The organism is Pseudomonas sp. PL-6, assembly GCF_054110165.1.
Window position 1 is genome coordinate 4,281,010 of the sequence record NZ_CM134189.1, and the last position, 26,126, is coordinate 4,307,135.

Here is a 26,126-nt window from a genome sequence, read left to right on the forward strand (position 1 = left end):
TGCCCGTCGCCAGGCGACGGTGGAGCGAAAGCAGGGGCGGTTCGCGTGCGAACCGCAGCCCTTACTTGTTCTCCTTGACCTCTTCGAACTCGGCGTCGACCACGTCGTCGGCGGCGCCTTTGGCATCGCCGTCACCCGGCTGGGCGGCGCCGGCCTGCGGCTGCTCGGCGTACATCTTCTGCGCCAGCGGCGTGGTGGCCTCGGACAGGGCGTTCATCTTGGCTTCGATGGCGGCCTTGTCGTCGCCCTTGAGCGCGACTTCCAGATCGCCGATGGCTTTCTCGATGGCCGCCTTCTCGGAGGCGTCAGCCTTGTCGCCGGCCTCGGTGAGCATCTTGCGGGTGGCGTGCACCAGCTGATCGCCCTGGTTGCGCGCGGTGGCCAGCTCCTCGAACTTGCGGTCTTCCTCGGCGTTGGCCTCGGCGTCGCGGATCATCTGCTCGATCTCGTCCTCGGACAGGCCGGAGTTGGCCTTGATCACGATGGACTGCTGCTTGCCGGTGGCCTTGTCCTTGGCGGATACGTGGAGGATGCCGTTGGCGTCGATGTCGAAGGTCACTTCGATCTGCGGTACGCCGCGCGGCGCCGGCGGGATCTCGGCCAGGTCGAACTTGCCCAGCGACTTGTTCTGCGCGGCCTGCTTGCGCTCGCCCTGCAGCACGTGGATGGTCACCGCGCTCTGGTTGTCGTCGGCGGTGGAGAACACCTGCGACTTCTTGGTCGGGATGGTGGTGTTCTTCTCGATCAGCGCGGTCATCACCCCGCCCATGGTCTCGATACCCAGGGTCAGCGGGCTGACGTCGAGCAGCAGCACGTCCTTGACGTCGCCGGCCAGTACCGCGCCCTGAATGGCGGCGCCCATGGCCACGGCTTCGTCCGGGTTGACGTCCTTGCGTGCTTCCTTGCCGAAGAATTCGGCGACGGTCTTCTGCACCAGCGGCATGCGGGTCTGACCGCCGACCAGGATCACGTCGTCGATCTTGGCCACGTCGATACCGGCGTCCTTCAGCGCGATGCGGCACGGCTCGATGGTGCGCTGCACCAGGTCCTCGACCAGCGACTCCAGCTTGGCGCGGGAGATCTTCACGTTGAGGTGCTTGGGCCCCGTGGCGTCGGCGGTGATATACGGCAGGTTGACGTCGGTCGACTGACTGGAGGACAGCTCGATCTTGGCCTTCTCCGCGGCTTCCTTCAGGCGCTGCATGGCCAGCGGGTCGCCCTTGAGGTTCATGCCGGTTTCTTTCTTGAACTCGTCGACCAGGTAGTCGATCAGGCGAATGTCGAAGTCCTCGCCACCGAGGAAGGTGTCGCCATTGGTAGCCAGCACCTCGAACTGGTGCTCGCCGTCGACTTCGGCGATCTCGATCACCGACACGTCGAAGGTACCGCCGCCCAGGTCATAGACGATCACGGTGTGGTCGCCCTTGGCCTTGTCCATGCCATAGGCCAGCGCCGCTGCGGTCGGCTCGTTGATGATGCGCTTGACGTCGAGACCGGCGATGCGGCCGGCGTCCTTGGTGGCCTGGCGCTGGCTGTCGTTGAAGTAGGCCGGAACGGTGATGACGGCCTCGGTGACCGGCTCGCCCAGGTAGTCCTCGGCGGTCTTCTTCATCTTCTTCAGCACTTCGGCGCTGATCTGCGGCGGCGCCATCTTCTGGCCGTTGACCTCGACCCAGGCATCGTTGTTGTCGGCCTTGACGATCTTGTACGGCACCATCTGGATGTCTTTCTGCACCACTTCTTCGTCGAAGCGGCGGCCGATCAGACGCTTCACCGCGTACAGGGTGTTGTGCGGGTTGGTCACTGCCTGGCGCTTGGCCGACTGGCCGACGAGGATTTCGCCATCGTTGGCGTAAGCGATGATCGACGGCGTGGTGCGCGCGCCTTCGGCGTTCTCGATCACCTTGACGTTGCCGTTTTCTAGAATGGAGACGCAGGAGTTGGTGGTCCCCAGGTCGATACCGATGATTTTGCCCATGAATGTTCTCCCGAAACTTTGATTTTTCCGTCGCCTGGTTTCGCCGGCGGCGGTAGCACTAAAACGCTTGACTTAGAAATGGGGACGGCGCGGCGGATTTCAAGCCTGCTCGTCGATGGACGGCTGCGGCGTCAGCGGCGCCTTGCTGACCACGACCATGGCCGGACGCAGCAGGCGACCGTTGAGCAGATAGCCCTTCTGGAACACCTTGAGCACCGAGTTGGGCTCGGCGTGGATGCTCTCCTCCATGGCCATGGCCTGGTGGTGTTCCGGGTTGAACGGCGCGCCGTGCGGATCGATGGCTTCCAGCTGGTAGCGCGCCAGAGTGTCGTGGAACAGCTTGAGGGTCAGCTGCATGCCTTCGCGCACCGCCTTGATTGCCTCGTCGTCCGGGCTGGACAGTTCCAGGCCGCGCTCCAGGCTGTCGACCACCGGCAGCAGGTCGTTGGCGAATTTTTCCAGGGCGAACTTGTGCGCCTTCTCCACGTCCTGCTCGGCGCGGCGGCGCACGTTCTGCAGGTCGGCAGCCATGCGCAGCGACTGATCCTGCGCAGCGGCCAGTTGCTCTTCCAGCGTTTGCACGCGAGCAGCCAGGTCGTCGCCCGCCGCCGCGGCCTCAGCCGCCTGCGCCTCGGGGTTCTGCGTATCCAGGGTCTGTTCGTCAGCCATGCCTCTCTCCTCTCGAATAAACCGGCGCGAACTCGACTCGCGCACCTGCCCGCCTATATGGAGCCAAATCCCCAGCTTTCAAGGGGCGATAGGGAGGATTGTCAGGAAAAGAAAAAACACTGTATAAATAACCAGACTTCACTTCGGGAGCGTTCGCCATGCTGGTGCACCTGTCCATTCACAACTACGCCATCGTCGACCACCTCGATCTCGAGCTGGACCGCGGCATGAGCGCCATCAGCGGCGAGACCGGCGCCGGCAAGTCGATCATGCTCGACGCCCTCGGCCTGTGCCTGGGCGACCGCGCCGACAGCGGCGTGGTGCGCCCCGGCAGCGACAAGGCGGACATCCTCGCCAGCTTCGACCTGAGCGACATCGCCGAAGCCCGCGCCTGGCTCGCCGAACGCGACCTGGACCACGACGGCCCGTGCATCCTGCGCCGAGTGATCACCGCCGAGGGCCGCTCGCGCGGCTATATCAACGGCACGCCCTGCCCACTGGGCGACCTCAAGGCCCTGGGCGAGCTGCTGATCGATATCCACAGCCAGCACGAGCACCAGTCGCTGCTGAAGACCGACACCCATCGCCGCCTGCTCGACGAATACGCCGCCAGCCAGGAGCTGGCGCGCCAGGTGCAACTGGCCGCGCAGCGCTGGAAGCAGACGCGCAACGAGCTGCAGCGCGTTTCCAGCCAGGGCGACGAGCAGCGCGCTCGCCATCAATTGCTCAGCTACCAGCTGGAAGAACTGGACAACCTGGCCCTGGGCGAGCACGAACTGGAACAGTTGGAACAGGAGCACAAGGCCCTGAGCAACGCCGAAGCTCTGCTCGGCGCCTGCCGTCAGGTGCTGGAGCTGTGCAGCGAGAGCGATGCCGGCAACGTGCTGTCGGCACTAACCGCTAGCCTCAATCGTCTCGGCGGCTTCGCCGGCCAGGGCGGCGCCCTCGGCGAAGCCAGCAACCTGCTGGCCAGCGCACAGATCCAGGTGGAAGAAGCGGTCGGCGAGCTGAACCGCTTCCTCGATCACTTCGACGCCGACCCCGAGCGCCAGCAATACCTGGAAGAACGCCTGGACAGCATCTACACCCTGGCGCGCAAACACCGCATCCAGCCCGGCGAACTGGCCGCCCTGCAGCAGCAACTGTTCGAGGAGCTGGAAGGGCTGAACGCCGACGACCAGGCCGGCGAGCGCCTGGCCGAGGAGCTGGCCGCCTACGCCCGCCACTACCGGGAAAAGGCCGAAGAACTCAGCGCCCTGCGCGCCCAGGCCGCCGCACGCCTGAGCGCCGCAGTGGAGCAGGAGATGCTGGCGCTGGGCATGCCCGGCGGGCGTTTCAGCATCCAGCTGCAACCGCTGGACAGCGACGAGCCGCAGGCCGGCGGCCTGGAGAGCGTGGAGTTCCTGGTCAGCGCCAACCCCGGCCAGCCGCTGCGTGCGCTGGCCAAGGTGGCCTCGGGCGGCGAACTGTCGCGCATCAGCCTGGCAATCCAGGTGATCACCGCGCAGACCTCGCGCGTGCCGACCCTGGTGTTCGACGAAGTGGACGTCGGTATCGGCGGCCCCACCGCCGAAGTGGTCGGCCAGCTGCTGCGCCGCCTCGGCGAACGCGGCCAGGTGCTGTGCGTCACCCACCTGCCGCAGGTGGCCGCGCAGGGCCATCAGCACCTGTTCGTGCACAAGCGCCGCGACGAGGACGCCACTGCCACGGCGGTGAGCAAGCTGGACAACGACGGCCGTATCGAGGAAATCGCGCGCATGCTCGGCGGCGTCGATCTGACCAAGGAATCCCTGGCCCACGCGCGCAAGATGGTGAGCAAGGCCCAGGCCGCCTAAGCGGAGCCTGGCCCGAATGCGATCCGGCAATGCTCGGCATGGCCCACCGGCCTTCATCCGGGCAACGGAAAACCGAAAAACAAAAAGGCGACCCTCGGGTCGCCTTTTTCATTGCAGCAGAAGCATCAGCTCTTCTTGCGCACGTACAGCACCAGATTGTGATCCACCAGCTCGAAACCGTGCTCCTTGACGATCTCCTTCTGGCGCTTCTCGATCTCCGCATCGAAGAACTCGATCACCTCGCCGGAATCCACGCAGACCATATGGTCGTGGTGGCCGCTGTCGGCCAGCTCGAACACAGCGTGACCGCCGTCGAAGTTGTGGCGCACCACCAGGCCGGCCGCTTCGAACTGGGTCAGCACGCGGTACACGGTGGCCAGGCCGACGTCTTCGCCGGCTTCCATCAGCGCCTTGTAGACGTCTTCCGCACTCATGTGACGGTGCTCGGCGTTGTCGAGCATCTGCAGGATTTTCACCCGTGGCAGAGTCACTTTCAGTCCAGCTTTGCGCAGTTCGCTATTTTCAACCATGGTCTGCTTTCTCATGGATGCTGCTTCGCAGCACCCTTCAATACGGGTATGATCCGGGGTTCAAGTTGCCCAAGATAGTGGAAGTCACCCTCCGATGCAAAAAACCAAGCTCTTGCTGACCAGCCTGTCGCTGACCGGGCTCTTCGCACTCGCCGGTTGTTCATTCCCCGGGGTTTACAAGATCGACATCCAACAGGGCAATGTCGTGACACAGGACATGATAGACCAGCTGCGCCCGGGAATGACCCGACGCCAAGTGCGGTTTATCATGGGCAATCCGCTAATCACCGACACCTTCCACGCCGACCGCTGGGACTACCTCTACAGCATCCAGCCAGGTGGCACTCAGCGCCTGCAGGAGCGCGTCAGCCTGGTGTTCGACGGCAACGATCAACTGGTCGGTCTGGCCGGCGACTTCATGCCCGGCGTCAGCCGCGACCAGGCGATTCTCGGCGAGGACAGCGGCGTGACCACCCCGCAAGCCCAGCCGCAGCAGCAGGACGACACCCCGCCCGCACCGGGCTCGCTGCTGGAGCAGATCCAGCGCGAAGTGGACCAGGTAGAGACCGTACCGGTACCGGTACCGGAGCCACTGGATACCGATCCGCAGTAACACCCAGACATGAAAAAGCCCGGAGCGATCCGGGCTTTTTCATGTCTGGCGCTCAGCTCGACTCGTCGTCTTTCGCCTTGGCCTTGGCCGCACGCTGTTTGCGCACTTCCTTGGGGTCGGCGATCAGCGGCCGGTAGATTTCCACCCGTTCGCCCTCCTCCAGCACCCGCTCCTCGGGCTTGGCCACCGCCTTGCCGAAGATGCCCAGCGGCGCCTGCTGCAGGTCGAGGCCGGGAAAATGCTGCTGCATGCCCGAGAGCAGCGCCGCCTCGCGCACCGTGGTGCCGGCCGGCACCGACAGGCGCAACAGCTTCTGCTTGTCGGCCAGGGCGTAGACCACTTCGATGGCGATGTTGCGCTTATCCATACAGCTGCTTGGCCCTTTGGCAGAAGGCGTCGACCAGGGTGTTGGTCGCCTGGTTGAACAGAGGCCCCAGGGTAGCGCGCACCAGCGGGCCGGCATAGTCGAAGGAGAGGTCCAGGCTGATCTTGCAGGCCTTGTCGCCGAGCGCCTTGAACTCCCACACGCCGTGCAGGCGGGTGAACGGGCCCTCCTGCAGGTTCATCTCGATGCGCTGCCCGGGCTGCAGCGTGTTGCGGGTGACGAAGCGCTGGCTGAGGCTGCCCTTGGCCACCTCCAGGCTGGCCAGCATATGGACCTCGCTGACCTCCAGCACCTGGCTGGCGCGGCACCAGGGCAGGAACTCGGGATAGCTGGCCACGTCGTTGACCAGGTCGAACAGTGCCTGCGCCGGATAGGGCAACAGCGCCGAGCGTTGGATGCGCGTGGTCATTTATTTGCTCAGCTCCGCTACAAAGACGATCAGCACGCCGATCGGCGCCACCACGCGAATCAGCCAGAGGGCCAGATTGAACAGCAGCGGGCTGCTGATCGCCAGCTCTTCGCGCACCGCATCACGGCTCAGCACCCAGCCGGCGAACAGGGCGAAGGACAGCCCGCCCAGCGGCAGCAGGATGCGGCTGGTGAGGTAGTCGATGCTGTCGAAGAAGGTCTTGCCGCCCTCGGCGCCCCACTGCAGCAGGTGGAAGCCGTCATCGGCGAAGACGAAGAACTTGGCCTCGGCCCAGAGGTTGAACGACAGCACGGTGCCCATGCCCACCAGCCAGCACAGCAGCGCCAGCACGGCGGTCACCTGCGCGCGGCTGCGCGCGGTCTTCTCGACGAAATAGGCCACCGCCGGCTCGAGCATGGAGATCGACGAACTCCAGGCCGCCACCGCCACCAGCACGAAGAAGATCAGCCCCATGACCTGGCCGAAGGCGATATTGCCGAAGGCAATGGGCAGGGTGACGAACATCAGGCCCGGACCACCGCCCGGCTCCAGGCCGGCGGCGAAGACGATGGGAAACAGCGCCAGCCCGGCGGTCAGCGCCACCAGGGTGTCGAGCACGCCGACGGTGAGCACCGTGGCACCGATCGAGGCCCGCTTCGGCATGTAGGCGCCGTAGACCATGATCGAACCGACGCCGACGCTGAGGGTGAAGAAGGCGTGGCCCATGGCGGCGAGGATGCCGTCCTGCACCTTGCTCGGATCGAAATGGAAGAGGAAGTCGAAGCCCTGCCAGAAGTGTCCGGTGGTGAAGCTGTAACCCAGCAGCACCAGCAGCAGGACGAACAGCAGCGGCATCATGATGCGCAGGCTGCGCTCCAGGCCGGCGACCACGCCCTTGGCGATGACCACCGCGGTGAGCAGCATGAACAGGCTGTGCCACAGGGTCAGGCGCCAGGGATCGCCGGTCAGGCCACCGAAAGCGGCGCCGGCGCCGTCGGCCGTGACCCCGGTAAAATCGCCGCGGCCCATGCCCAGGATGTAGTCCAGCGACCAGCCGGCCACCACGCTGTAGAACGACAGGATCAGCAACGCGGCGACCATGCCCACCAGCGCCGCCAGCGACCAGTGCTTCGAGGCGCCGGCCTCGACGGCTAGGCTCTTCATGGCGTTGACCGGGCTCTGCCGGCCACGGCGGCCGATCAGGGTCTCGGCCAGCATGATCGGCACGCCGACCAGGGCGATGCAGAACAGGTACATGACGACGAAGGCCCCGCCGCCGTAGACCCCGGTCATATAGGGAAACTTCCAGATATTGCCGAGGCCGACCGCCGAGCCGGTGGCCGCCAGGATGAACACCCAGCGACTGGCCCAGGCACCGTGAATCGAGACTTTGTCGTTCGCCATATGCGGCCAAACCCATGCTGCGGGAAAAAAGATCGCGCATTGTCGGAGATTCGCCGCATGGGCTCAAGTTCGGCGCCGGCTCCGCCCATAGCGCAGGCGTGGGTGACTCCCTATAATGCGCGCCCTATGGCTAAGCAAAAGAAACATCCCCAAGGCACCATCGCGCTGAACAAGAAGGCGCTGCACGACTACTTCATCGAACACAAGTTCGAGGCCGGCCTGGTGCTGTCCGGTTGGGAAGTGAAAAGCCTGCGCGCCGGCAAGGCGCAGCTGGTGGACAGCTACGTGCTGCTCAAGGACGACGAGGCCTGGCTGATGGGGGCGCACATCAGCCCGCTGCAGACCGCCAGCACCCACGTCATCGCCGACCCGACCCGTACCCGCAAGCTGCTGCTGAACAAGCGCGAGCTGGACAAGCTGTTCGGCTCGGTGCAGCAGAAGGGCTACACCTGCGTGGCGCTGTCGCTGTACTGGAAGCAGCACCTGGTCAAGTGCGAGATCGCCCTGGCCAAGGGCAAGAAGGACTTCGACAAGCGCCATGTCGAGAAGGAACGCGACGCCGACCGCGAAGTGCAGCGCGCCATGCGCAGCAAGGGCAAGGACGACTGAGCACTCGGTAGGGTGTCGCGGCGCCGCCCAGGCCGCGCGCCCCTGAACACCCGCAGCGTCAGGCCGGTGCGCTGGCGCCCTAGGGCCTGACCGCGCCGCGCCGCTGCGCCCGCTCCACCCGCCGTGCCTCCAGCTGCACTTCCGCCAGCACTTCCTGCACGTAGTCGATATGCCGATCCGACAGCGCCCGGGCGTCCTCGGCGCGGCCCTCGACTATCGCCTCGTACAGCGCGCGGTGCTGGCTGATCAGCATGTCGCGGGTCTCCTCGCGCTGGGCGTACATGCCGCCGATATTGGTCACCACGTTGCGTTTGAGCAGGTCGAACAGGCCGCGGATGGTGTGCAGCAGCACGGCATTGTGGCTGGCCTCGGCGATGGCCAGGTGGAAGCGCGCATCGGCGGCGCCCTCCTCGGCGCGGGTGACCTTGCCGACCCGCGTGTAGCAGTCCTGCAGCGCCTGGAACGCCTCGGTCAGGCGCTGGCGGTCGATATCGGTGGCGCGCTTGGCAGCGTAGTAGGCGCAGGAGCCTTCCAGGGTGTGGCGGAACTCCAGCAGGTCGCGCTGGGCGTCCTCCTTGTTTTCCAGCAGCTGCATCAGCGGGTCGCTGAAGGTGGAGCCGAGCGATTCGGCGACGTAGTTGCCGCCGCCCTGGCGGCTGACCAGCAGGCCCTTGGCTACCAGCTTCTGGATCGCCTCGCGCAGCGACGGGCGCGACACGCCGAACTGTTCGGCCAGGGTGCGCTCGGCAGGCAGGCGCTCGCCGGCACGCAGGGTGCCTTCGAGAATCATGGTTTCCAGTTGCGCGACGATATCGTCCGATAAACGGCGCTGCCGCACCTGCCCTACTTCCATCCCGAACTTCTCCATTGGTTTGACCAGGCCACCAGCAGGCCTGGCCCTGAGGCGCAAGCCTATCGCCCAGGCCGAACGCGGACAAGACGAGCCTCTACGACCAAAGTCTTAGCCCGACGATTTGACAGGTCATTGATCGACTTTTAACCTGACTCGGCAACTTTGTAAATTGGTCTTACCAATTAATCCATGCCGATAACAAGAACGAGTCGTCGAGGTCACGCCATGAACCCCCATAGCGCCGCACGTCTGCCCGCCACCGCTTCGTCCCCACTGCGCCGCGTGCGCCTCGCCGCGGAGTGAGCCCCATGTCCAACGGAATTCTCGCCCTGCTGGCGTTCTCCCCCATCCTGCTGGCCGCTGTGCTGCTGATCGGCCTGCGCTGGCCGGCCAAGCACGCCATGCCGCTGGTCTACCTGATCACTGCCGCGGTCGGCCTGTTCGCCTGGGACATGAGCTTCAACCGCGTGCTGGCCTCGACCCTGCAGGGCCTGCTGATCACCCTTGGCCTGCTGTGGATCATCTTCGGCGCCATCCTGCTGCTCAACACCCTCAAGCATTCCGGCGGCATCACCGCGATCCGCGCCGGATTCGCCACCATCAGCCCCGACCGGCGCATCCAGGCGATCATCATCGCCTGGCTGTTCGGCTGCTTCATCGAGGGCGCCTCCGGCTTCGGCACCCCGGCCGCCATCGCCGCGCCGCTGCTGGTGGCCATCGGCTTCCCGGCCATGGCCGCGGTGCTGATGGGCATGCTGGTGCAGAGCACGCCGGTGTCCTTCGGCGCGGTCGGCACGCCGATCATCGTCGGCGTCAACACCGGCCTGGACACCGCCAGCATCGGCGCGCAGCTGCTCGAGCAGGGCTCGAGCTGGGCGCAGTTCCTGCAGCTGATCACCAGCCAGGTGGCGATCATCCATGCCACGGTCGGCGTGGTCATGCCGCTGGTGATGGCGATGATGCTGACCCGCTTCTTCGGTCAGGAGAAAAGCTGGAAGGCCGGCCTGGAAGTGCTGCCGTTCGCGATCTTCGCCGGCCTCGCCTTCGTCCTGCCCTACGCCGCCACCGGCGTGTTCCTCGGCCCGGAATTCCCCTCGCTGCTCGGCGGCCTGATCGGCCTGGCCATCGTTACCAGCGCCGCCCGTTTCGGCTTCCTGGTACCTAAGACCACCTGGGATTTCGCCCCGGCCGACAAGTGGCCGAGCGAATGGCTGGGCAGCGTCGAGATGAAGCTGGACGAGCTCACCGCCAAGCCGATGAGCGCCCTGCGCGCCTGGCTGCCCTACGTGCTGGTCGGCGTGCTGCTGGTGATCAGCCGGGTGTTCCCGGAGGTCGGCAATGCGCTCAAGGCGGTGGTGGTGAACTTCCCCGACCTGCTCGGCGAGGCCGGCATCGGCGCCAACTTCCAGCCGCTGTACCTGCCGGGCGGCATCCTGGTCGCCGTGGTGCTGGCCACCTTCTTCCTGCACGGCATGAAGCTGCGCGAACTCACCGCCGCGGTGAAGGAGTCGTCCAGCGTGCTGCTCAGCGCCGGCTTCGTGCTGCTGTTCACCGTGCCGATGGTGCGCATCCTGATCAACTCCGGGGTCAATGGCGCCGAGCTGGCCAGCATGCCGATCCTCATGGCGCGCTGGGTGGCCGACAGCGTCGGCGGCATCTACCCGCTGCTGGCGCCGAGCATCGGCGCCCTGGGCGCCTTCATCGCCGGTTCCAACACGGTGAGCAACATGATGTTCAGCCAGTTCCAGTTCGGCGTGGCCAGCAGCCTGGGCATCTCCGGCGCGCTGATCGTCGCCGTGCAGGCCATCGGCGCCGCCGCCGGCAACATGGTGGCGATCCACAACGTGGTGGCGGCCTCGGCCACGGTCGGCCTGCTCGGCCGCGAGGGCAGCACCCTGCGCAAGACCATCTGGCCGACCCTGTACTACGTGTTCTTTACTGGAGTCATCGCGATGGTGGCGATCTATGCCCTGGGCGTCAGCGACCCGCTGATCGCCCACTGACCGCCGCCGCCCCGCGCGCCCCGACCCGTCGGGGCGCGCGTATTACGGCCCCACGCCCCCTTTTCAGCACAGGATGAGTTCATGATCATTTCTGCCTCCACCGACTACCGCGCCGCCGCGCAGCGCAAGCTGCCGCCCTTCCTGTTCCACTACCTCGACGGCGGCGCCTACGCCGAGCACACCCTGCGGCGCAACGTCGCCGACCTGGCCGACATCGCCCTGCGCCAGCGGGTGCTCAAGGACATGTCGGCGCTGGATCTGTCCACCGAGCTGTTCGGCGAGCAGCTGGCGATGCCGGTGGCGCTGGCCCCGGTCGGCCTGACCGGCATGTACGCGCGGCGCGGCGAGGTGCAGGCGGCCAAGGCGGCGGCGGCCAAGGGCATTCCCTTCACGATGTCCACCGTGTCGGTGTGCCCGATCGAGGAGGTGGCGCCGGCCATCGACCGGCCCATGTGGTTCCAGCTCTACGTGCTGAAGGACCGCGGCTTCATGAAGAACGTGCTGGAGCGGGCAAAGGCCGCCGGCGTCAGCACCCTGGTGTTCACCGTCGACATGCCGGTGCCCGGGGCGCGCTACCGCGACGCCCACTCCGGCATGAGCGGCCCCAACGCGCCGCTGCGGCGCATGCTGCAGGCCATGACCCACCCGAGCTGGGCGCTCGACGTCGGCCTGCTGGGCAAGCCGCACGACCTGGGCAATATCTCCGCCTACCGTGGCAACCCCACCGGCCTGGCCGACTACATCGGCTGGCTGGGCGCCAACTTCGACCCGTCGATTTCCTGGAAGGATCTGCAGTGGATCCGCGACTTCTGGGAAGGGCCGATGGTGATCAAGGGCATCCTCGACGCCGACGACGCCCGCGATGCAGTCAAGTTCGGCGCCGACGGCATAGTGGTGTCCAACCACGGCGGTCGCCAGCTCGACGGCGTGCTGTCCAGCGCCCGCGCCCTGCCGGCCATCGCCGACGCGGTCAAGGGCGAGCTGAAGATCCTCGCCGACTCCGGCATCCGCACCGGTCTGGACGTGGTGCGCATGCTCGCCCTCGGCGCCGACAGCGTGCTGCTCGGCCGTGCCTTCGTCTACGCCCTGGCCACCGCCGGCGGCGCCGGGGTGAGCAACCTGCTGGAGCTGATCGAGAAGGAAATGCGCGTGGCCATGGTGCTCACCGGTGCCAAGTCGATCGCCGAGATCAACCGCGACTCGCTGGTCAGGGGGCGCTAGGCCATGGGCGCCGCACAGGAGATCGCAAGCGTCGCCTCGGCCACCCTGCTGGCGCAGCTGCGCCAGGTGGTGGGCGAGGCCCACGTGCTGACCGACGAGCAGGCCACCCGGCGCTTTCGCAAGGGTCACCGCAGCGGTCAGGGCAGCGTCCTGGCGGTGGTGCGCCCCGGCTCGCTGCTGGAGCAATGGCGGGTGCTGCAGGCGGCGGTGGCGGCCGACCGCATCGTCATCATGCAGGCGGCCAACACCGGCCTGACCGGCGGCTCGACCCCGGACGGCGACGACTACGACCGCGAGATCGTGCTGATCAGCACCCTGCGCATCGCCGGCGTGCAGCTGATCAACGACGGCGCGCAGGTGGTGTGCCTGCCCGGCGCCACCCTCGACCGCCTGGAGCAGGCGCTGGCGCCGCTGAACCGCGAGCCGCATTCGGTGATCGGCTCGTCCTGCATCGGCGCCTCGGTGCTCGGCGGCATCTGCAACAACTCCGGCGGCGCCCTGGTGCGCCGCGGCCCGGCCTACACCGAGCTGGCGCTGTACGCCCAGGTGCGGGACGACGGCACGCTGCAGCTGGTCAATCACCTGGGCATCGAGCTGGGCGACAACCCCGAGGAAATCCTCACCCGCCTGCAGAACGGCGACTACGGTCCGCAACAGATCCGCAACGAGGCCACCGCCAAGGCCTCCGACGCGCGCTACGGCGAACACGTGCGCGACGTCGATGCCGACACCCCGGCACGCTTCAACGCCGACCCCTCGCGGCTGTTCGAGGCCTCCGGCTCGGCCGGCAAGCTGTGCCTGTTCGCCGTGCGCCTGGACACCTTCCCCAAGGAGCCGAGCACGGTGTTCTATATCGGCAGCAACGACCCGCACGACCTCACCGAGGTGCGCCGCCACCTGCTCACCCACCTGCCGCGCCTGCCGATCGCCGGCGAATATATCCACCGTACCGCCTTCGACATCGGCGAGAAGTACGGCAAGGACAGCTTCCTGGTGATCGACAAGTTCGGCACCGCCAGGGTGCCGGCCGCCTTCGCCCTGAAGAGCCGCATCGACGGCTTCTTCGAACGCTTCGGCCTGCGCGGGGTGACCGATCGCGTGCTGCAGGCGGCGATGAACCTGCTGCCCAGCCACCTGCCCAAGCGCATGCGCGAATACCGCGAGCGCTACGAGCATCACCTGCTGCTGCGGGTGTCCAACGACACCCTGGAGCAGACCCGCAGCTTTCTCGCCGAGTATTTCACCGGCAGCACCAGCGGGGGCTATTTCGAGTGCGACGCCGAGGAAGGGCGCAAGGCCTTCCTCCACCGTTTCGCCATCGCCGGCGCGGCGATCCGCTACCGCGAGGCGCACCGCGACAGCGTGGAAGACATAGTCGCGCTGGATATCGCCCTGCGCCGCAACGACCGCGACTGGGTCGAGAAGCTGCCGGCGGAGCTGGAAGAGCAGATCGTCCACAAGCTCTACTACGGGCACTTCTTCTGCCACGTGTTCCACCAGGACTACATCGTCAAGAAGGGCGTCGACCCGCTGGCGATGGAGCACCGCATGTGGGCGCTGCTGGACGAGCGCCGCGCCGAGTACCCGGCCGAGCACAACGTCGGCCATCTGTACGTGGCCAAACCGGCACTGGCCGGCTTCTACCGCGAACTCGACCCGACCAACAGCTTCAACCCCGGCATCGGCCATACCTCGAAGCAGAAGCATTGGGGTGGCTGCTGCGGGCAGGAGCATTGAGCGTAGGGTGGATCACGCTTCATCGATCCACCATTTCGGCGGATGCAAAAGGCGATATCCGCTCCTACATAAGATCGTGCCCCCGAAACGACAAGGCCCGCCGATTTGGCGGGCCTTGTTTTTACCTCGAGCGCGATCAGGCGAAGACGATCTCCTCGCCCTCCACCTTGGCATGCACCAGCGCACCCGGGGCGAAGGCGCCGGCGAGGATCTGCTGCGCCAGCGGGTTCTCGATCCAGCGCTGGATCGCCCGCTTCAGCGGCCGCGCACCGTAGACCGGGTCGTAGCCGACGGCGATCAGCTTGTCGAGCGCCTCGGGGGTCAGCTCCAGGCTCAGCTCGCGCTCGGCCAGGCGGCCACGCAGGCGTTTGAGCTGGATCTCGGCGATGCCGGCGATCTGCTCGCGGCCCAGCGGCTCGAACACCACCACCTCGTCGATGCGGTTGATGAACTCGGGGCGGAAATGACTGCTCACCGCATCCATCACCGCCGCGCGCTGCGCCTCGCGGTCGCCGACCAGCTCCTGGATCTGCGCCGAGCCGAGGTTGGAGGTCATGACTATCACGGTGTTCTTGAAGTCCACGGTGCGCCCATGGCTGTCTGTCAGGCGGCCGTCTTCGAGCACCTGCAGCAGCACGTTGAACACGTCCGGGTGGGCCTTCTCCACCTCGTCCATCAGCACCACCGAGTAAGGCTTGCGGCGCACCGCCTCGGTCAGGTAACCGCCCTCCTCGTAACCGACATAGCCGGGCGGCGCGCCGATCAACCGCGCCACGCTGTGCTTCTCCATGAACTCGGACATGTCGATGCGCACCAGCGCTTCCTCGGTGTCGAAGAGAAATTCCGCCAGCGCCTTGCACAGCTCGGTCTTGCCCACCCCGGTGGGGCCGAGGAAGAGGAACGAGCCGCTCGGCCGGTTGGGGTCGGCCAGCCCCGCGCGGGAGCGGCGCACGGCGTTGGCCACGGCCACCACCGCCTCGTCCTGACCGATCACCCGCTGGTGCAGCAGGCCTTCCATCTTCAGCAGTTTCTCGCGCTCGCCCTCGAGCATCTTGCTCACCGGGATGCCGGTCCACTTCGACACCACCTCGGCGATTTCTTCGTCGGTGACCTTGTTGCGCAGCAGCTGGTTCTCGCTCTTGCCGTGCTGATCAACCATCTGCAGGCTGCGCTCCAGGTCGGGGATGATGCCGTACTGCAGCTCGGCCATGCGCTGCAGGTCGGACTTGCGCCGCGCCGCCTCGAGGTCGGCCTTGGCCTGCTCGATCTTCTGCTGGATCTGCGCCGAGCCCTGCACCTCGGCCTTCTCCGACTTCCAGATTTCCTCCAGGTCGGCGTATTCGCGCTCCAGCTTGGCGATGTCCTCCTCCAGCTTGACGAAGCGCTTCTTGGTGGCCTCGTCCTCTTCCTTCTTCAGCGCCTCGCGCTCGATCTTCAGCTGGATCAGGCGGCGATCCAGGCGGTCGAGGGCCTCCGGCTTGGAGTCGATCTCCATGCGGATGCGGCTGGCGGCCTCGTCGACCAGGTCGATGGCCTTGTCCGGCAGCTGGCGGTCGGTGATATAGCGATGGCTGAGCTTGGCCGCGGCGATGATCGCGCCGTCGGTGATGGTCACGCCGTGGTGCACCTCGTAGCGTTCCTTGAGGCCACGCAGGATGGCGATGGTGTCCTCCTCGGAGGGCTCGTCCACCAGCACCTTCTGGAAGCGCCGTTCCAGCGCGGCGTCCTTCTCGATGAACTGGCGGTACTCGTCCAGGGTGGTGGCACCGACGCAGTGCAGCTCGCCGCGCGCCAGCGCCGGCTTGAGCATGTTGCCGGCGTCCATGGCGCCCTCGGCCTTGCCGGCACCGACCATGGTGTGCAGCTCGTCGATAAACAGGATGATCCGCCCTTCCTGCTTGGACAGCTCGCCCAGCACCGCCTTGAGGCGCTCCTCGAACTCGCCGCGGAACTTGGCGCCGGCGATCAGCGAGCCCATGTCCAGCGACAGCAGGCGCTTGTCCTTGAGCCCGTCGGGCACCTCGCCGTTGACGATGCGCTGGGCCAGGCCCTCGGCGATGGCGGTCTTGCCCACGCCGGGCTCGCCGATCAGCACCGGGTTGTTCTTGGTACGGCGCTGCAGCACCTGGATGGTGCGGCGGATCTCGTCGTCGCGGCCGATCACCGGGTCGAGCTTGCCCTCCTCGGCGCGCTTGGTCAGGTCGACGGTGTACTTGTCCAGCGCCTGGCGCGACTCCTCGACGTTGGGGTCGTTGACCGCCTGGCCGCCGCGCAGGTTGGCGATGGCGTTCTCCAGGGCCTTCTTCGACACGCCCTGGGCCAGCAGCAGCTTGCCCAGCTTGGTGTTCTCGTCCATCGCCGCGAGCAAAACCAGCTCGCTGGAGATGAACTGGTCGCCGCGCTGCTGCGACAGGCGGTCGGCCTGGTTGAGCAGGCGCGCCAGGTCCTGCGACAGGTTGATGTCGCCGGTGGGGTTCTGCAGCTTGCCCAGGTGGTCGAGTTCGCGGGTCAGACCCTGGCGCAGGCTGGCGATGTCGAAGCCCACCTGCATCAGCAGCGGCTTGATCGAACCGCCCTGCTGCTCCAGCAGCGCCTGCAGCAGGTGCAGCGGCTCGATGGCGGCGTGGTCCATGCCCACGGCCAGGGACTGGGCATCGGAGAGGGCAAGTTGCAACTTGCTGGTCAAACGGTCGATACGCATAGATGTCCTTCCTTCTAGAAAAGCGGGCCGGGACCACAATCCCCGAATACAGAAACCCGCCGAGATGAAGACTAGATGAGGACGATTACGCCGTATTCAAGCCGGGACGCCTTGATCCAGGTCAGCGCCAGGTCACCTGCTGCTCCAGCGCAAAGCGCAGGCGCGGGTTGTACACGCCCTTCTCGCCCTGGCGACCTACCGCCAGCAGCATGATCGGAATGGCCTGGCGCGGAATCTCCAGCACCCGGCGCAGGCGCACCTCGTCGAAGCCCTCCATCGGGCAGGTGGCGTAGCCGTGACTGTGGAGCGCCAGCATCAGATTCTGCGCCGCCAGGGCGGTGGACTTGGTCGCCCACAGGCGCATCTCGGCGCGGCTATTGGGCCTGCGCATCAGCGGCTTGCGCAGCGCCAGCAGGCGCACCAGCTGGCGCTTGAACAGACCGAGCAGGCCCAGCGGGCCCTGGTTGTACTGGAACGGCGCGGTTTTGCCGTAGAAGTGGCGGATGCGCGCCGGCACCTCGGCTTCCGGCCAGTGCTCGACGATCTGCCGGCAGGCCTGGCGCCAGGTATCCGGGCGCGCCAGCACGGCGATGATCAGCGGCGCGCGGGCGGCGTGCTGGCTCATGCACACCGGGTGCAGCTGTGCCAGCAGTGCCGGCTCGCGGATCACCTGAAAACTCCAGGGCTGCAGGTTGCAGGAGTTCGGCGCCAGCACCGCCAGTTCCAGGCAGTCGCGGATCACCGCCTCCGGCACCGGCTCGGCGGTGAAACGGCGCACCGCGCGACGGCTTTCGATCAGCGCGCGCAGGGCGGCCGGCGAGGCCATGGCCTCGTCGGGGTCGCGGGGGAAACTGGTCATGGGCGGACTCCTCGGCAGATCGCTCGATTAAGCCGCCGGGAGGAGCGGGGAACAAGGCTGGCCGTCGAAACGGCCGGCGGATTGGCCGATTCGCCGTTACAGGCCGAGCGCCTTCTCGATGGCCTGCATCAGCGCCGGATCGTCCGGCGCGGTGCGCGGCGAAAAGCGCGCCAGCACCCGGCCGTCCTGGCCGACCAGGAACTTCTCGAAATTCCAGGTGATGTCGCCGGGAAACTCCGCGCCTTCGCCGGCCAGCAGGCGATACAGCGGGTGGCGGCCGGGGCCGTTGACCTCCAGCTTGCTGCCCAGGGGAAAGGTCACCCCGTAGTTGAGGCTGCAGAATTCGCGGATCGCCTCCTCGCTGCCCGGCTCCTGCCCGGCGAACTGGTTGCACGGCAAGCCGAGCACGGTGAAGCCCTTGCCCTTGTACTGCTGATGGAGCTTTTCCAGCCCGGCGTACTGCGGAGTCAGGCCGCACTTGGAAGCGACGTTGACCACCAGCACCACCTGGCCCTTGTACGGCGCCAGCGGCAGGTCCTGGCCATCCAGCGCACGCAGGTTGAGATCGTGAAAAGCACTCATGATGGACTTCCTCGACAGATTCGGCGCGACGGCCCACAAGGCGACCAGCGATGGCCTGCGAGCACAAAACACCTGGCGCGTTTTCGACGTCGCCGGCGACGGCCCGCGGGTGGCAGGCAACGCTGGCCTGCGACAAAAAAGGCGCCTATCGGCGCCTTCTTCGCAAGATTCAGCTTAGCAGCGGATCGCCATGATGGAACGACCGGAGGTCGTTTCGGACGATCCGCACGCCCTGCCGATCAGTGGTGGTGACCGCCTTCGCCGTGGATATGGCCGTGGGCCACTTCCTCGGCGCTGGCGTCGCGCACATTGACCACCTTGACCTTGAAGTTCAGGCGCTGGCCGGCCAGCGGGTGGTTGCCGTCGACGGTCACGTCGTCGCCGTCCAGATCGCGAATGGTGACGATCTGCATGCTGCCGTCCGGGCCGGAGGCGTGGAACTGCATGCCCACTTCCAGCTCGTCGACGCCTTCGAACATGGCGCGGCTGAGGGTGGCGACCAGTTCGGCGCTGTATTCGCCGTAGGCCTCTTCCGGCTCGACCGAAACGTCCAGCTCGTCGCCGACCTGCTTGCCGACCAGGGCCTTTTCCAGACCGGCGATGATGTTGCCCGCACCATGCAGATAGACCAGCGGCGCGCCGCCAGCCGAGCTGTCGATCACCTCACCGGCATCGTTGGTCAGGGTATAGTCGATGGAGACGGCCTTGTTGGCGGCGATCAGCATGGGTGAGACCTTTTGCAGAAGAATGATGAACGGGCGAGTTTAACCAAGGCCGCAGGCGAATGCGACCCGAGCCCGGACAAACGGCCGGCGGCCGTGGCGCCGCGCCTGCTTGACTTCCGTCAGGACGAGCACGGCGACTGGGTGGCAGTCTTGTCCTGCGGCCATACTCAGCACCTGCGCCACCGTCCGCCCTGGCAGAATCGCCCCTGGGTGCTCGACCCCGAACAGCGCCAGGCCCGCCTGGGCAGCGCCTTTCCCTGCGGCTGGTGCGCCACGGAGCGGTCGAACGATGATTTCAAGGAAGCCTAAATGCCTGCACGCAATATTCTGGTGATCAACTGCGGCAGCTCGTCGATCAAGTTCGCCCTGGTCAACGAAGCCCAGGAGCCATTCCCCCTGAGCGGCCTGGCCGAGCGCCTGGGCAGCCCGGAGGCGGCCCTGCACTGGCAGCGGGGCGAAACCCGGGACAGCCTGATGATCCCCGGCGCCGACCACCGCCTGGCGCTCTCCCAGCTGCTGCCGCTGGTACAACGCGCCGCCGGCGGCGAGCTGCACGGCATCGGCCATCGCGTGGTGCACGGCGGCGAGCGCTTCACCGCCGCCAGCCGGCTGGACGAGATCAGCCTGCTGGCCATCCGCCAGACCGCGCCGCTGGCGCCGCTGCACAACCCGGCCAACCTGCTGGGCATCGAGGCGGCGATGAAGCTGTTCCCCAACCTGGTGCAGGTCGCGGTGTTCGACACCGCCTTCCACCAGACCCTGCCCGAGTACGCCTACCGCTACGCCGTGCCGCAGGCGCTGTACCGCGAGCACGGCGTGCGCCGCTATGGCTTCCACGGCACCAGCCACCGCTACGTCAGCCGCCGCGCCGCGGAACTGGCCGGCCTGGCCGTGGGCGACAGCAGCTGGCTGGTGGCGCACCTGGGCAACGGCTGCTCCACCTGCGCCATAGTCGACGGCCAGAGCCGCGACACCAGCATGGGCCTGACCCCGCTGGAAGGCCTGGTGATGGGCACCCGCAGCGGCGACGTCGATCCCAACCTGCACAGCCACCTGGCGCGCGCCCTGGGCTGGAGCCTGGAGCAGATCGACAGCATGCTCAACAAGGACAGCGGCCTGCTCGGCCTGTCCGGCCTGTCCAACGACATGCGCGCCCTGGAGCAGGCGCGCGAGCAGGGCCATGCCGGCGCCAGCCTGGCCATCGAGGTGTTCTGCTACCGCCTGGCCAAGTCGCTGGCGGCCATGAGCTGCGCCCTGCCGCGGCTGGACGGCCTGGTGTTCACCGGCGGCATCGGCGAGAACTCGCCGCTGATCCGCAGCAAGACCGTCGACCACCTGCGTCTGCTCGGCCTGCACCTGGACCAGCCGGCCAACGTCCGCTGCGTGCGCGGCGCCGCCGGCGCCATCCAAGCCGACGGCAGTCCGCGGGTGCTGGTGGTGCCGACCAACGAGGAACGGCAAATCGCCCTGGACACCCTGGCCCTGCTCGACGCCTGAGCCCGAATCGCCCGTAGGGTTTCGCTGCGCTCAGCGCCCCCATATCTGGAGAGACCATGCATACCTTCTTTATCGCCCCCACCGGCTTCGGCGTCGGCCTCACCTCCATCAGCCTCGGCCTGGTCGGCGCCCTGGAACGCAGCGGCCTCAAGGTCGGCTTCTTCAAGCCGATCGCCCAGCCGCATGCCGGCGACGAGGGTCCGGAGCGCTCCAGCGAGCTGATCGCCCGCACCCATGGCCTCAACTCGCCCAAGCCGCTGTCGCTCGGCCATGTCGAACGCATGCTCGGCGACGGCCAGCTCGACGAATTGCTCGAGGAGATCATCAGCCTCTACCAACGTGCCGCAGTGGACAAGGACGTGGTCATAGTCGAGGGCATGGTGCCGACCCGTCACGCCAGCTACGCTGCGCGGGTAAACTTCCACCTGGCCAAGAGCCTGGACGCCGACGTGATCCTGGTCAGCGCGCCGGAGGACGAGAGCCTCACCGAGCTGTCCGACCGCATCGAGATCCAGGCCCAGCTGTTCGGCGGGCCGAAGGATCCCAAGGTGCTCGGCGTGATCCTCAACAAGGTACGCAGCGAACAGGGCGTGGCGGCCTTCGCCGAACGCCTGCAGGAACTCTCGCCGCTGCTCAAGACCGCCGACTTCCGCCTGCTCGGCTGCATCCCCTGGCAGGAAGAACTCAACGCGCCGCGCACCAAGGACGTCGCCGAACTGCTCGGCGCGCGCATCCTCAACGCCGGCGAGTACGAGCAGCGGCGCATGCTGAACATCGTGCTCTGTGCCCGCGCCGTGGCCAACAGCGTGCAGCTGCTCAAGCCCGGCACCCTGGTGGTGACCCCGGGCGACCGCGACGACATCATCCTCTCCGCGGCGCTGGCGGCGATGAACGGCGTGCCGCTGGCCGGCCTGCTGCTGTGCAGCGACTTCGCCCCCGACCCGCGCATCATGGAGCTGTGCCGCGGCGCCCTGGCCAGCGGCCTGCCGGTGATGACGGTGGGCACCGGCTCCTACGACACCGCGACCAACCTCAACCGCCTGAACAAGGAAATCCCGGTGGACGACCGCGAGCGCGCGGAGAAGGTCGCCGACTTCGTCGCCGGGCATATCGACCACGACTGGCTGGCCACCCGCTGCGGCACGCCGCGCGAGCTGCGCCTGTCGCCGCCGGCGTTCCGCTACCAGCTGGTGCAGCGGGCCAAGGCCGCGGCCAAGCGCATCGTCCTGCCCGAGGGCAGCGAGCCACGCACTGTGCAGGCGGCGGCCATCTGCCAGGCGCGCGGTATCGCCCGTTGCGTGCTGCTGGCCAAGCCCGACGCCGTCCACGCCGTCGCCCGCGCCCAGGGCATCGAGCTGCCGGCGGGCCTGGAGATTCTCGACCCGGACCTGATCCGCGGGCGCTACGTCGAACCCATGGTCGAGCTGCGCAAGGGCAAGGGCCTCAACGCGCCGATGGCCGAGGCGCAACTGGAGGATACGGTGGTGCTGGGCACCATGATGCTGGCCCTGGACGAGGTGGACGGCCTGGTCTCCGGCGCCATCCACACCACCGCCAACACCATCCGCCCGGCGCTGCAGCTGATCAAGACCGCGCCGGGCTACAACCTGGTGTCCTCGGTGTTCTTCATGCTGCTGCCGGATCAGGTGCTGGTCTACGGCGACTGCGCGGTGAACCCCGACCCCAACGCCGAACAACTGGCCGAGATCGCCCTGCAGAGCGCCGCCTCGGCCCGCGCCTTCGGCATCGAACCGCGGGTGGCCATGCTCAGTTACTCCACCGGCGACTCCGGCAGCGGCGAGGAGGTGGAGAAGGTGCGCGCCGCCACCCGCCTGGCGCGCGAGAAGCGCCCCGAGCTGCTGCTCGACGGCCCGCTGCAGTACGACGCCGCCGCCATCGACAGCGTCGGCCGGCAGAAGGCGCCGAACAGCCCGGTGGCCGGGCGCGCCACGGTGTTCGTGTTCCCCGACCTGAATACCGGCAACACCACCTACAAGGCGGTGCAGCGCAGCGCCGACTGCATCAGCGTCGGCCCCATGCTGCAGGGCCTGCGCAAGCCGGTGAACGACCTGTCGCGCGGCGCCCTGGTCGACGACATCGTCTACACCATCGCGCTGACCGCGATCCAGGCGGCCAACCTGCCGAACTGAAGCGGCCGTAGGGTGCGCCATGCGCACCAAGGAGGACGCCCTCGTTCGCCGGCCGGAAAAGCCGGTGCGTGCGGCGCACCCTACGAGCCCTCGAAACCTCGCGGTCAGCCCTGGCACTTGCAGGTCAGTGCACAGACGTTAACCTTGTCAGCCGATACACCTGCGCAGGGATAGTCGCAGCCGTTTCGTACCGCCCCGGGGCCGACAGAAGCCCCTCGTCAGAAGGCCTCCTTTGCATGCTGCACTTCCTCCCCGCGCCGCTTCGCGGCCTGCTCGCCGGCCTGCTGCTGGCGCTCAACACCCTGTTCTGGTGCTGGCCCTTGTTCTTTGTCGCCCTGCTCAAGCTGTTGCTGCCCTTCGCCCCGCTGCAACGCGCGCTGCGCTTCGTCATGCACGGCATCGCCGAGGCCTGGATCGGCGTCAACAAGTGGTGGATGCGCCTGGTCGGCCGCATCCACTGGGACGTGCAAGGCCTGGAGCGCTTCGACACCCGCCATTCCTACCTGGTGACCAGCAACCACCAGAGCTGGGTCGACATCCTAGTGCTGCAGTACATCCTCAACCGCCGCCTGCCGCTGCTGAAGTTCTTCCTCAAGCAGGAGCTGATCTGGGTGCCGGTGATCGGCCTGTGCTGGTGGGCGCTGGAATTCCCCTTTATGAAGCGCTTCAGCAAGGAATACCTGGCCAAGCACCCGGAGAAGCGCGGCCAGGATCTGGCCACCACCCGCCGCGCCTGCGCACGCTACAAGAGCAACCCGGTGGCGGTGTTCAACTTCCTCGAGGGCACCCGCCTGACCGCGGCCAAGCACGCCCAGCAGAACTCGCCGTTCCGCCACCTGCTCAAGCCCAAGGCCGGCGGCATCGCCTTCGTCCTCGACGCCATGGGCGAGCAGCTGCACAGCATCGTCAACGTCACCATCCACTACCCGCACGGCGTGCCCGGCTTCTGGGACCTGCTCTGCGGCCGTCTCGACGCGGTGCACGTGCGCTTCCAGCAGGTGCAGATCCCGCGCGAGTTCATCGGCCGCAACTACGACCAGGACGAGGCCTACCGCCTGGCGTTCCAGCAGTGGGTCAACCAGCTGTGGGAAGAAAAGGACGCCGAACTGGCGGAACTCAAACGCGCGGCGTGATGCCGGCTAGCTAGCGCCTGGGGTGTCGTGGGGCCGTCTAGGCACGCCAGCATCCCGGTGCGCACGGATCCGGCATCGGCGCATCCCCGCGCGACAGCGGCAGCTGGGCCCAGTCCAGCTGCGCCGGCACCTGCAGCGCAGCCTCGGCGGCGATGCCCGGCGCCACCAGAAAGCCCTGCATGATGCTGCAGCGGTGACGCAGCAGCCAGTCGCGCTGGGCCTGGGTTTCCACCCCTTCGGCGATCACCTCCAGGCCGAGGTGATGGCCGAGGTCGATGATGGTGCTGACCACCGCGGCGTCGCGCGGCGAATCGAGCATATTGGCGACGAACAGGCGGTCGATCTTCAGCGTATCCAGCTCGAAATGGCGCAGGTAGGCCAGCGACGAGTAGCCGGTGCCGAAGTCGTCGATGGCGATCTTCACCCCCAGCTGGCGCAGGTGGCGCAGCTGCGCCTGGGTCAGCTCCAGGTCCTGCATCAGCGCGCTCTCGGTCACCTCCACCTCCAGCTGGCGAGGCTGCAGGCCGTGGGCTTCGAGTACCCGCTGCAGGTCGTCGACCAGCTGCGGCATGCCGAACTGTACCGGGCTGACGTTGAGGCTGAGCACCAGTTCGTCGCCGAACTGGCGACCGAAGCAGGCCAGCTGGCGTGCCCCTTCGCGAAAGATCCAGTCGCCCAGGCGATTGATCAGCCGGGTCTCCTCCAGCAGCGGAATGAACACGTTGGGCGCCACGGTACCGGCGACCCGGTGCTGCCAGCGCAGCAGCGCCTCGAAACCACGCAGACGGCCGGTCTCCAGATACACCTGGGGCTGGTAGACCAGCACGAAATCGTCGTTCTCGATGGCGTGGCGCAGGCTCTCCTCGAGCATCAGTCGCGAACGCGCGCGACCGTTCATCTCCGGGGAGAAGAAGCGGTACTGCTGGCGCCCGGCGCGCTTGGCCTCGTACATGGCCATGTCGGCGGCACGCAGCAGGCCCTCGACGCTCTGCCCGCACTCGGGAAAGCAGGCGATGCCGACGCTGGCGCCGAGGGTGAAGTCGACGCCGTCGAGGTGATGGCGCACCGAGACCAGCTCGATCAGCTTCTCCGCGACCCGCGCCGCATCCTCGGGGTGGCCGAGGTTGTCGAGCAGCGCGGTGAACTCGTCGCCGCCGATGCGCGCCAGGCTGTCGTAGGGGCGCAGGCAGGCCTTGAGCTGTTCGCCGACGCGGCGCAGCAGCTGGTCGCCGGCGTCGTGGCCGAGCGAGTCGTTGATCCGCTTGAAGCCGTCCAGGTCGAGGTAGAGTACGGCGAGGCGCTGGCCGCTGCGTTCGATGCGCGCCAGCGCCGACTCCAGCGCGCGGTGGAAGCCGCGGCGGTTGAGCAGGCCGGTCAGCGCGTCGGTGACTGCCTGCGACTCCAGCTGCGCGTGCAGGTTGCGCACCACCGACATGTCCAGGGCAATCACCACCATGGCGTGCTGCAGGCGCGGCAGCGGCGAGCAGGACAGCGCCACCGGCAGGACGCCGCCGACGAGGGTGCGCAGGCTGGCCTCGTGCACCCGGTAGGTGGCCTCGCGCTTGAAGTGCCGGTAGAACTCCGACTGCCGCCAGTCGCCCTCGACCTGTGGGCTGTGCAGGAAGGCCAGCAGCTCAGCGCCCTCGAGGTCGGCGACTTCGCCCTGGAGCATCTGCGCCATGGCCGGGTTGGCGAACTGGATGCGGCCGTCCTCGCCGACCACCAGGATGCCCTCGGCGGCGTTGTCCAGCACCGAGGCGTTGAACGCCCGCGCACGGTCGAGTTGCTGGCTCAGCTGCTGCAGCTCGCTGCGGTTGCGCTCGTGATCCAGCAGGCTGTGGATCTTATGCCGCAGCACCGTGGGGTCGAAGGGCTTGAGCACGAAGTCCACCGCGCCGCTGTTGTAGCCGCGCAGCACGGCGTCCTGGGTCTGGGCGATGGCGGAGACGAAGATGATCGGGGTGAAACGGGTGCGCGGGTTGCCGCGCATCAGCCGGGCCACCTCGAAGCCGTCCATCCGCGGCATCTGCACGTCGAGCAGCACCAGGCCGACGTCCTCTTCCAGCAGGCAGAGCAGCGCCTGCTCGCCCGAGTTCACGCAACGCAGCTGCCAGTCGCCGTCGTCGAGCAGGGCCTGCATGGCCTCGAGATTCTCCGCGCGGTCGTCCACCACCAGCAGGATCTGCGTTCCCTGCTCGGCGTCGATCTTGGTCTGCGCCTGGGCCATGCTACC

22 protein-coding genes are annotated in these 26,126 nt (G+C 67.2%); 10 read left to right on the forward strand and 12 right to left on the reverse strand.

Translation table 11 applies throughout. The annotated features are described in order from the left end of the window. Positions 1-61: 61 nt before the first annotated feature. Positions 62-1,978: a molecular chaperone DnaK gene (dnaK, locus tag ACW9UL_RS18550; RefSeq protein ID WP_021444617.1), complete on the reverse strand. Its 1,917-nt coding sequence runs from the start codon at positions 1,976-1,978 to the stop codon at positions 62-64. 99 nt (positions 1,979-2,077) lie between these two features. Next, complete coding sequence (gene grpE, locus ACW9UL_RS18555) at positions 2,078-2,647, reverse strand: nucleotide exchange factor GrpE (protein ID WP_122109081.1); 570 nt, start codon at positions 2,645-2,647, stop codon at positions 2,078-2,080. A gap of 158 nt (positions 2,648-2,805) precedes the next feature. Here grpE and recN point away from each other — a divergent pair, with 158 nt between their 5' ends. Continuing rightward, positions 2,806-4,482 (forward strand): DNA repair protein RecN, encoded by a 1,677-nt coding sequence (recN, locus tag ACW9UL_RS18560; RefSeq protein WP_457787896.1) that lies wholly within the window; start codon positions 2,806-2,808, stop codon positions 4,480-4,482. A 125-nt stretch (positions 4,483-4,607) separates the two neighbouring features. Here the strand turns inward: recN and fur are convergent, their stop codons facing one another. Continuing rightward, on the reverse strand, positions 4,608-5,012 hold the full coding sequence (gene fur / locus ACW9UL_RS18565; protein WP_031303278.1) for a ferric iron uptake transcriptional regulator: 405 nt from the start codon (positions 5,010-5,012) through the stop codon (positions 4,608-4,610). Between the two features lie 94 nt (positions 5,013-5,106). On the opposite strand from fur, the gene ACW9UL_RS18570 reads away from it, so the two are divergent. Further along, on the forward strand, positions 5,107-5,625 hold the full coding sequence (locus ACW9UL_RS18570; RefSeq protein WP_021444621.1) for an outer membrane protein assembly factor BamE: 519 nt from the start codon (positions 5,107-5,109) through the stop codon (positions 5,623-5,625). A 52-nt stretch (positions 5,626-5,677) separates the two neighbouring features. Here the strand turns inward: ACW9UL_RS18570 and ACW9UL_RS18575 are convergent, their stop codons facing one another. The 3 genes from ACW9UL_RS18575 to ACW9UL_RS18585 are packed head-to-tail and all read right to left on the reverse strand — an operon-like array spanning position 5,678 to position 7,823. Continuing rightward, positions 5,678-5,992, reverse strand: coding sequence for an RnfH family protein (locus ACW9UL_RS18575; RefSeq protein WP_457787897.1), 315 nt, complete (start codon positions 5,990-5,992; stop codon positions 5,678-5,680). After that, entirely contained in the window at positions 5,985-6,419 is a 435-nt protein-coding gene (locus ACW9UL_RS18580; RefSeq protein WP_021444623.1) for a type II toxin-antitoxin system RatA family toxin, read from the reverse strand. Before ACW9UL_RS18580 ends, ACW9UL_RS18575 begins: the two co-directional genes overlap by 8 nt. Beyond that, positions 6,420-7,823 carry a sodium-dependent transporter gene (locus tag ACW9UL_RS18585; RefSeq protein WP_457787898.1) on the reverse strand — a complete coding sequence of 468 codons (1,404 nt, stop codon included), beginning with the start codon at positions 7,821-7,823 and terminating at the stop codon, positions 6,420-6,422. A 126-nt stretch (positions 7,824-7,949) separates the two neighbouring features. Here ACW9UL_RS18585 and smpB point away from each other — a divergent pair, with 126 nt between their 5' ends. After that, complete coding sequence (gene smpB / locus ACW9UL_RS18590) at positions 7,950-8,432, forward strand: SsrA-binding protein SmpB (protein ID WP_457787899.1); 483 nt, start codon at positions 7,950-7,952, stop codon at positions 8,430-8,432. Positions 8,433-8,511: 79 nt separating this feature from the next. On the opposite strand, the gene ACW9UL_RS18595 is transcribed toward smpB, so the two are convergent. Further along, positions 8,512-9,285: an FCD domain-containing protein gene (locus ACW9UL_RS18595; RefSeq protein ID WP_021446392.1), complete on the reverse strand. Its 774-nt coding sequence runs from the start codon at positions 9,283-9,285 to the stop codon at positions 8,512-8,514. A gap of 308 nt (positions 9,286-9,593) precedes the next feature. Here ACW9UL_RS18595 and ACW9UL_RS18600 point away from each other — a divergent pair, with 308 nt between their 5' ends. From ACW9UL_RS18600 to dld, 3 genes are all read left to right on the forward strand, one after another. Continuing rightward, positions 9,594-11,288, forward strand: a complete 1,695-nt coding sequence (locus tag ACW9UL_RS18600; protein ID WP_021446393.1) for an L-lactate permease — start codon at positions 9,594-9,596, stop codon at positions 11,286-11,288. A gap of 81 nt (positions 11,289-11,369) precedes the next feature. Continuing rightward, positions 11,370-12,509 carry an FMN-dependent L-lactate dehydrogenase LldD gene (gene lldD / locus ACW9UL_RS18605; protein WP_457787900.1) on the forward strand — a complete coding sequence of 380 codons (1,140 nt, stop codon included), beginning with the start codon at positions 11,370-11,372 and terminating at the stop codon, positions 12,507-12,509. 3 nt (positions 12,510-12,512) lie between these two features. Next, positions 12,513-14,246, forward strand: coding sequence for a D-lactate dehydrogenase (gene dld / locus ACW9UL_RS18610; protein ID WP_457787901.1), 1,734 nt, complete (start codon positions 12,513-12,515; stop codon positions 14,244-14,246). A 136-nt stretch (positions 14,247-14,382) separates the two neighbouring features. Here dld and clpB read toward each other — a convergent pair whose 3' ends face one another. The 4 genes from clpB to ACW9UL_RS18630 form a co-directional block, all read right to left on the reverse strand. Continuing rightward, positions 14,383-16,947: an ATP-dependent chaperone ClpB gene (gene clpB / locus ACW9UL_RS18615; RefSeq protein ID WP_122109074.1), complete on the reverse strand. Its 2,565-nt coding sequence runs from the start codon at positions 16,945-16,947 to the stop codon at positions 14,383-14,385. Between the two features lie 121 nt (positions 16,948-17,068). Then, on the reverse strand, positions 17,069-17,806 hold the full coding sequence (locus ACW9UL_RS18620; protein WP_457787902.1) for a nitroreductase family protein: 738 nt from the start codon (positions 17,804-17,806) through the stop codon (positions 17,069-17,071). Between the two features lie 96 nt (positions 17,807-17,902). Then, a complete protein-coding gene (locus tag ACW9UL_RS18625) occupies positions 17,903-18,388 on the reverse strand; it encodes a glutathione peroxidase (RefSeq protein WP_457787903.1) in 486 nt (161 codons plus the stop codon). Positions 18,389-18,627: 239 nt separating this feature from the next. Continuing rightward, positions 18,628-19,113, reverse strand: coding sequence for an FKBP-type peptidyl-prolyl cis-trans isomerase (locus tag ACW9UL_RS18630; protein ID WP_021446399.1), 486 nt, complete (start codon positions 19,111-19,113; stop codon positions 18,628-18,630). 12 nt (positions 19,114-19,125) lie between these two features. Between ACW9UL_RS18630 and ACW9UL_RS18635 the strand changes: the two genes are divergently transcribed. The 4 genes from ACW9UL_RS18635 (at position 19,126) to yihG (ending at position 23,893) form a co-directional block, all read left to right on the forward strand. Continuing rightward, positions 19,126-19,422 (forward strand): DUF3565 domain-containing protein, encoded by a 297-nt coding sequence (locus ACW9UL_RS18635; RefSeq protein WP_457787904.1) that lies wholly within the window; start codon positions 19,126-19,128, stop codon positions 19,420-19,422. Continuing rightward, entirely contained in the window at positions 19,423-20,610 is a 1,188-nt protein-coding gene (locus ACW9UL_RS18640; protein ID WP_457787905.1) for an acetate kinase, read from the forward strand. A 56-nt stretch (positions 20,611-20,666) separates the two neighbouring features. Beyond that, the gene (gene pta, locus ACW9UL_RS18645) at positions 20,667-22,760 is read left to right on the forward strand and encodes a phosphate acetyltransferase (protein WP_457787906.1); all 2,094 of its coding nucleotides are present in this window, start codon (positions 20,667-20,669) and stop codon (positions 22,758-22,760) included. Positions 22,761-22,996: 236 nt separating this feature from the next. Beyond that, positions 22,997-23,893, forward strand: coding sequence for a 1-acylglycerol-3-phosphate O-acyltransferase, YihG family (gene yihG / locus ACW9UL_RS18650; RefSeq protein ID WP_457787907.1), 897 nt, complete (start codon positions 22,997-22,999; stop codon positions 23,891-23,893). A gap of 37 nt (positions 23,894-23,930) precedes the next feature. On the opposite strand, the gene ACW9UL_RS18655 is transcribed toward yihG, so the two are convergent. Beyond that, positions 23,931-26,120: a putative bifunctional diguanylate cyclase/phosphodiesterase gene (locus ACW9UL_RS18655; RefSeq protein ID WP_457787908.1), complete on the reverse strand. Its 2,190-nt coding sequence runs from the start codon at positions 26,118-26,120 to the stop codon at positions 23,931-23,933. Positions 26,121-26,126 lie beyond the last annotated feature (6 nt).

Excerpts from the sequence above, each read along its gene's own strand:
- grpE (WP_122109081.1), bottom strand. The coding sequence starts at position 2,647 with ATGGCTGACGAACAGACCCTGGATACGCAGAACCCCGAGGCGCAGGCG.
- ACW9UL_RS18625 (WP_457787903.1), bottom strand. The coding sequence starts at position 18,388 with ATGAGTGCTTTTCACGATCTCAACCTGCGTGCGCTGGATGGCCAGGAC.
- ACW9UL_RS18630 (WP_021446399.1), bottom strand. The coding sequence starts at position 19,113 with ATGCTGATCGCCGCCAACAAGGCCGTCTCCATCGACTATACCCTGACC.
- ACW9UL_RS18575 (WP_457787897.1), bottom strand. The coding sequence starts at position 5,992 with ATGGATAAGCGCAACATCGCCATCGAAGTGGTCTACGCCCTGGCCGAC.
- ACW9UL_RS18620 (WP_457787902.1), bottom strand. The coding sequence starts at position 17,806 with ATGACCAGTTTCCCCCGCGACCCCGACGAGGCCATGGCCTCGCCGGCC.
- ACW9UL_RS18595 (WP_021446392.1), bottom strand. The coding sequence starts at position 9,285 with ATGGAAGTAGGGCAGGTGCGGCAGCGCCGTTTATCGGACGATATCGTC.
- dnaK (WP_021444617.1), bottom strand. The coding sequence starts at position 1,978 with ATGGGCAAAATCATCGGTATCGACCTGGGGACCACCAACTCCTGCGTC.
- ACW9UL_RS18580 (WP_021444623.1), bottom strand. The coding sequence starts at position 6,419 with ATGACCACGCGCATCCAACGCTCGGCGCTGTTGCCCTATCCGGCGCAG.
- ACW9UL_RS18585 (WP_457787898.1), bottom strand. The coding sequence starts at position 7,823 with ATGGCGAACGACAAAGTCTCGATTCACGGTGCCTGGGCCAGTCGCTGG.
- fur (WP_031303278.1), bottom strand. The coding sequence starts at position 5,012 with ATGGTTGAAAATAGCGAACTGCGCAAAGCTGGACTGAAAGTGACTCTG.
- ACW9UL_RS18655 (WP_457787908.1), bottom strand. The coding sequence starts at position 26,120 with ATGGCCCAGGCGCAGACCAAGATCGACGCCGAGCAGGGAACGCAGATC.
- clpB (WP_122109074.1), bottom strand. The coding sequence starts at position 16,947 with ATGCGTATCGACCGTTTGACCAGCAAGTTGCAACTTGCCCTCTCCGAT.
- recN (WP_457787896.1), top strand. The coding sequence starts at position 2,806 with ATGCTGGTGCACCTGTCCATTCACAACTACGCCATCGTCGACCACCTC.
- dld (WP_457787901.1), top strand. The coding sequence starts at position 12,513 with ATGGGCGCCGCACAGGAGATCGCAAGCGTCGCCTCGGCCACCCTGCTG.
- ACW9UL_RS18640 (WP_457787905.1), top strand. The coding sequence starts at position 19,423 with ATGCCTGCACGCAATATTCTGGTGATCAACTGCGGCAGCTCGTCGATC.
- ACW9UL_RS18600 (WP_021446393.1), top strand. The coding sequence starts at position 9,594 with ATGTCCAACGGAATTCTCGCCCTGCTGGCGTTCTCCCCCATCCTGCTG.
- yihG (WP_457787907.1), top strand. The coding sequence starts at position 22,997 with ATGCTGCACTTCCTCCCCGCGCCGCTTCGCGGCCTGCTCGCCGGCCTG.
- pta (WP_457787906.1), top strand. The coding sequence starts at position 20,667 with ATGCATACCTTCTTTATCGCCCCCACCGGCTTCGGCGTCGGCCTCACC.
- lldD (WP_457787900.1), top strand. The coding sequence starts at position 11,370 with ATGATCATTTCTGCCTCCACCGACTACCGCGCCGCCGCGCAGCGCAAG.
- smpB (WP_457787899.1), top strand. The coding sequence starts at position 7,950 with ATGGCTAAGCAAAAGAAACATCCCCAAGGCACCATCGCGCTGAACAAG.
- ACW9UL_RS18570 (WP_021444621.1), top strand. The coding sequence starts at position 5,107 with ATGCAAAAAACCAAGCTCTTGCTGACCAGCCTGTCGCTGACCGGGCTC.